The organism is Pseudokineococcus basanitobsidens (assembly GCF_037482545.1).
In the GTDB taxonomy this organism is placed as follows: domain Bacteria; phylum Actinomycetota; class Actinomycetes; order Actinomycetales; family Quadrisphaeraceae; genus Pseudokineococcus; species Pseudokineococcus basanitobsidens.
Genome location: NZ_JBBIAA010000054.1, coordinates 1 through 4904, shown reverse-complemented (window position 1 = coordinate 4904; position 4904 = coordinate 1). Strand labels below are relative to the sequence as shown.

General features: G+C 76.1%; 5 protein-coding genes. All 5 read left to right on the top strand.

Translation table 11 applies throughout. From position 1 onward, the window contains the following. The first annotated feature begins 101 nt into the window (after positions 1 to 101). The 5 genes from WDZ17_RS17165 to WDZ17_RS17145 all read left to right on the top strand — a co-directional run bounded on the left by WDZ17_RS17165 (position 102) and on the right by WDZ17_RS17145 (position 4533). Entirely contained in the window at positions 102 to 1433 is a 1332-nt protein-coding gene (locus tag WDZ17_RS17165; RefSeq protein ID WP_339576395.1) for a 5'-3' exonuclease, read from the top strand. 187 nt (positions 1434 to 1620) lie between these two features. After that, positions 1621 to 2307 carry a hypothetical protein gene (locus tag WDZ17_RS17160; protein ID WP_339576394.1) on the top strand — a complete coding sequence of 229 codons (687 nt, stop codon included), beginning with the start codon at positions 1621 to 1623 and terminating at the stop codon, positions 2305 to 2307. Further along, positions 2304 to 2744, top strand: coding sequence for a transcriptional regulator (locus WDZ17_RS17155; protein WP_339576393.1), 441 nt, complete (start codon positions 2304 to 2306; stop codon positions 2742 to 2744). Before WDZ17_RS17160 ends, WDZ17_RS17155 begins: the two co-directional genes overlap by 4 nt. Further along, a complete protein-coding gene (locus WDZ17_RS17150) occupies positions 2741 to 3739 on the top strand; it encodes an ABC transporter ATP-binding protein (protein ID WP_339576392.1) in 999 nt (332 codons plus the stop codon). The genes WDZ17_RS17155 and WDZ17_RS17150 overlap by 4 nt, the downstream gene beginning before the upstream one ends. Next, positions 3736 to 4533, top strand: coding sequence for an ABC transporter permease (locus WDZ17_RS17145; RefSeq protein ID WP_339576391.1), 798 nt, complete (start codon positions 3736 to 3738; stop codon positions 4531 to 4533). Before WDZ17_RS17150 ends, WDZ17_RS17145 begins: the two co-directional genes overlap by 4 nt. Positions 4534 to 4904 lie beyond the last annotated feature (371 nt).

Genomic DNA, 4904 nt, shown 5'->3' with positions numbered 1-4904 from the left:
GGGGGATGTTCGCCGTAGGGATCCACGCACCTGCTCTTACTAGCGCGGGCCGGGCGGCGGGGCGGCTCCCGTCGGCGAGCCGCAGGGGGCACCCTGGGGGTGTGCCCCCCGTCCCGACCGCGACCGACCCCGCCGTCGCGGCGCTGCGGGCGGCGGGTCTGCTGGGGGCCGAGGCGGACGCGGCCCCCGCCGCCGCCCCGTCGACGCCGCCGCCCGATCGCGACGTCGTGGCCCCCGACGCGCCCCTCCTGCTCGCGGTGGACGGCAACAGCCTCCTGCACCGGGCCCATCACGCCCACGCGGCCGGTGACCACCGCGACGCCGCCGGCCGACCCGTGTGGGCGCTGCGCGGCGTCGTCACCCTCATCGCGGGCGCGGCCGCGCGGCTGACGCCGGACGCGCTCGTCGTCGGCTTCGACTGCTCGACGTCGTCGGTGCGGCGCGAGCAGCACCCCGCGTACAAGGCGCACCGTCCCGACAAGCACCCCGACCTGCGCGCCCAGCTCGACGACGCCCCGGCGCTGCTCGCCGCCGCCGGCCTGCCCGTCGTCGTCGCCGAGGGCCTCGAGGCCGACGACGTCCTCGCGTCCGCCGCGGCGCTCGCCCGGCGCAGCGGCTGGCGCTGCACGGCCGTGACGAGCGACCGCGACTCCTTCGCCCTCGTCGACGGGTCGACGTCGGTGCTGCGCGTCCTCAACGGGGGGATGGCCGGGTCCCCGGTGCTGACGCCACGGACGCTGCCGCTCGTGACCGGCGTCCGCGCCGGCCAGTACCGCTGCCTCGCGGCGCTGCGCGGCGACACCTCGGACAACCTGCCCGGCGCGCCCGGCATCGGCCCGAAGACGGCGGCCCGGCTGCTCGCCGCCTTCGACGGCGTCGACGACGTCTACGCGGCCATCGACGACGGCCGCGAGGACGAGGTGCTCGCCGCCGTCGGCCCCGGGGCGCTCGCGCGGCTGCGCACCGACGAGGCCCGCGACAACGTCGCGCGCAACCAGCGGCTCATGGCGATGCGCGAGGACATCGCCCTCCCCCCGGTCGAGGACCTACGTCTGCCGCTGGACCTGGCCCGCCTGCAGGCGGCGCTCGGCGCGCGCGACGTCCGCCTCGGCCCCTCGCTGTGGGCCCTCGTCGGGGGCGCCCCGCCCGCCGACCGCGGCCCCGTCCTGCCCGCGTGGGTCGACGAGGTGGGCCCGCACCAGGTGGGAGGCGACGAGATCCCCTTGCCCGCCGGCCCGCCGGCCGAGGAGGGCGAGGCCCCGCCCGACCCGGGTCGACCCGCGTCCGCGGGCCGCGTCGCGGGACCCGCCGGCGTCGCGACCGTCCCGGCGCAGGCGCCGCCGGCCGAGCCCGACCACGTGCCGATGGGCGCGCGCGGCCTGGCCCGCGCCCGTCGCGAGCCGGCCGAGGACCAGCTCGACCTCTTCGCCTGACCCGACCGGACGCCGCTCCTGGACGACGCGCGGGCGTGTCGCCCGGCGACTGCGGGTAGTCGACACGCCGCCCGGCGACCGCCGCGCGGCTCTGCCCGACGGGTGGCACAGGCCTCTTGCCTCGCAGACGGGTCTGCGCTACGAAGTTGGTCGCCAGTCTGCACGGCAGACCACTCTGGAGGCGACCATGAGCACGTCGACGCCCGACGGCCGCGAGGCCGACCCTCGATCGGCGACCGACACCGGCGGCCGGGCCGAGACCGGCACCGCAGATCCCCAGGAGGCGCTGGCGCTGCTGCGCGCCGAGCGCACCCGCACGAGCCGCGCCCTCCAGCCCGACGCCCGCCTGCTCTACGGCGTCTGGGGGCTCGCCTGGCTCGTCGGGTTCGTCGCGCTGTGGACCGCGACGACCGGTCGGGGGCCGCTCGTCCTCCCCGGGGCGGTCGCCGAGACGACGTTCGGCCTGCTGCTCGCTGCGGCGCTCGTCGTCACGACGGTCCACGTGGCGCGGCGCAGCGCCGGCGTCCGCGGCGCGTCGGCGCGGCAGGGAGCCATGTACGGCTGGGCCTGGTTCCTCGGCTTCGGTCTGTACTTCGCGGTCATGGCCTCGGCGGCGGACGCAGGCGCGTCCGCCGGGCTCCTCGGCGTCCTCGCCCCCGCCCTGGCGGGTCTCGTCGTCGGGCTCCTCTACCTCTCCGGGGGCGCCATGTGGCAGGACCGGACGATGTACACGCTCGGCGCGTGGGTGCTCGTCGCCAGCGCCGCGGATGCGCTCGCCGGGTTCCCGACGAACCAGCTCGTCATGGGGCTCCTCGGCGGCGGGGGCTTCCTCGTCGCCGCGGTGGTCCTGCACCTGCGCGGACGGTCGGCATGACGGCCGACCCGCAGCAGAGGCTGGAGCCGAGGAGGGCGCGGCCGCAGGAGGCCACCCACCCGACGGCGGACGCGGCGCCCGACCTCGACCCGGTCATCCACGCCCCGGCACGGCTGCGGCTCGTGGCGAGCCTGGCCGCCCTCGACGACGACGACCGCATCGCGTTCCCCCGGCTGCAGAAGCTGCAGGGCCTGACGGCGGGCAACCTCGGCGCGCACCTGCGCAAGCTCGAGGACGCGGGCTACGTCGCCGTGGAGAAGACGCACCGCGGGCGGACGCCGACGACGTACGTCGCGCTGACCAGGCGCGGCCGGCAGGCGCTCGAGGACCACACCGCGGCCCTGCGCGCCCTGCTCGAGCCCGTCACCGCCCGCGTGAGCTCGCTCGCCGCGGTGGGCGGGACGCACCACGTCCACGACACCGGCGAGGACTCATGACCACCGCCCCGAGCACCACCGCGCCCACGAGCGCCGACGCGGGGCGCGAGCCCCTCGTGCGCACCCGCGGCGTCGGGCGCCGCTACGGCGAGGTCGTCGCGCTCGACGACGTCAGCCTCGACGTCCCGGCGGGGCAGCTGCTCGGCCTGCTCGGTCCGAACGGGGCCGGCAAGAGCACGCTGCTGCAGCTGCTCTGCGGGCTGCGCCGGCCGACGTCCGGCTCGGTCGAGCTCTTCGGCCGCGCGCCCTGGGAGCCCGGCGCCCGGTCCCGCCTCGGGACGACGCCGCAGGAGACCGGCCTGCCGCCGACGCTGCGCGTGGGCGAGGTGGTCGACGTCGTCGCCGGCCACTTCACCGACCCCGTCCCGGCCGGCGAGGTGCTCGAGCGCTTCGGCCTCGCCGACCTGCGACGCCGGCAGACGGGCGGCCTGTCCGGAGGGCAGAAACGCCGCCTCGCCGTCGCCCTGGCCTTCGTCGGCCGCCCGGACCTCGTGCTGCTGGACGAGCCGACGACCGGCCTGGACACGGGCGCCCGGCACGACCTCTGGGAGGCCGTCCGCGCCTACCACCGTAGCGGCGGCACCGTCGTCCTCACGAGCCACTACCTCGAGGAGGTGGAGGCGCTCGCCGAGCGCGTCGTCGTCGTGGACCACGGCCGCGTCCTCGTCGACGGCACGCTCGAGGAGGTGCGCTCCGCCGTCCCCGCCCGGCGGGTCCGGCTGCGCGCCGCGACCGCCCCCGACGTCGGCGCCGACCGGGTCGTCAGCGACGGCGACCGGCACGAGCTGTGGGCGGCGGACACCGACGACCTCGTGCGACGGCTCGTGCGCGGCGGCACGCCTTTCCGCGAGCTCGAGGTGGCGCCCGCCTCGCTCGAGGAGGCCTTCCTCGCCGTGACCTCGCGCGCCGACGCGGCCGAGGACGACGACGTCACCCGGACCCGTACCTCCGCCGCCACCCCCGTCACCGCCCCGACGCAGGAGAGGTACCGATGAGCACGCTCACCCACCGGAGCGCCGGACCGGACGACGCGCGCGCGCCCGGCGGCCTCCGGCTGGTTGCGCTGCACACGCGCTCCCAGCTGCTGGAGACGGTGCGCGTCCCGATCGCCGTCGTCGGCACCGTCGTCTTCCCCACCCTGACGATGCTCTTCTTCGTCGTGCCGCAGCCCTTCGCGGACGACGCCCGGCAGGCCACCGCCGCGACGTCGCAGATCTCCCTGTTCGCCGTCATGAGCGTGTGCCTGTTCACCTACGGCGTCGGCGTGGCGGAGGACAGGGCGCTGCCGTGGGACTCCTACCTGCGCACGCTGCCCGTCGGCGCCGGACCGCGACTGGCCGGCCGGCTGCTCAACGGCCTCGGCTTCGCCATGCTCAGCCTCGTGCCGCTCGTCCTCGTGGCGTGGCTGCTGACGGCGGCGACCCTGCCCGCCGACCGGCTGCTGCTCGCGGCGGGCGCGCTCGCGGTCGCGGCCCTGCCGATGCTCGGGCTGGGCCTGTTCGTCGGCTACGGCCTGTCGACGAAGGCGGCGCTCGCCGTCGCGCAGGTTCTGCTGCTGCCGCTGGCCTTCGGCGGCGGGCTGTTCCTCCCGCCCGAGACCTTCCCCGGCTGGCTCGACGCGATCTCGGCCTGGCTGCCCACGCGGGCCGGCCGTGACCTCGTGGTGAGCGCCACGACGGGCGTCGACCTCCCCGCGACGACCTGGCCGGTGCTGCTCGGCTGGACGCTGCTCACCGGCGCGCTCGCCGTCCGCGCCTATCGGCGGGACGAGGGGCGTCGCTTCAGATGACCAGCGAAGCGATGCATCAGAATGCTTTTGAGTGCCCAGGGCGATGTTGGCTGACTTTCCTCACAGAGGGGCGTCGCCTGCGCACCCACCCCATCGGTGCGCGGCAAATCTTGAGCGATCCGTTGACCATGCAGTGTTGCAATCTTCTTATCCAACTCGTCCCTGATAAGGATCGACCGAGATGAAGCTCGGTCCGCCCGGGCGGCCACCGCCTCACTAAGCCAAAATCTGCCAGGCCCTAGAAGGGCTGCTCTCGTGAGCGCCGGGCCAACTAGCGCGAGCGCAAGTGCGAGCGCAAGCAGGCTTGCAGAAGGAGAGGCCCTCCATGCGTAATATGGCTCTTCGTACCTGCGGTGGGGGCGGTGACGACA

Coding starts and splice junctions, on each gene's coding strand:
- WDZ17_RS17160 (WP_339576394.1), top strand. CDS start 1,621: ATGAGCACGTCGACGCCCGACGGCCGCGAGGCCGACCCTCGATCGGCG.
- WDZ17_RS17155 (WP_339576393.1), top strand. CDS start 2,304: ATGACGGCCGACCCGCAGCAGAGGCTGGAGCCGAGGAGGGCGCGGCCG.
- WDZ17_RS17150 (WP_339576392.1), top strand. CDS start 2,741: ATGACCACCGCCCCGAGCACCACCGCGCCCACGAGCGCCGACGCGGGG.
- WDZ17_RS17145 (WP_339576391.1), top strand. CDS start 3,736: ATGAGCACGCTCACCCACCGGAGCGCCGGACCGGACGACGCGCGCGCG.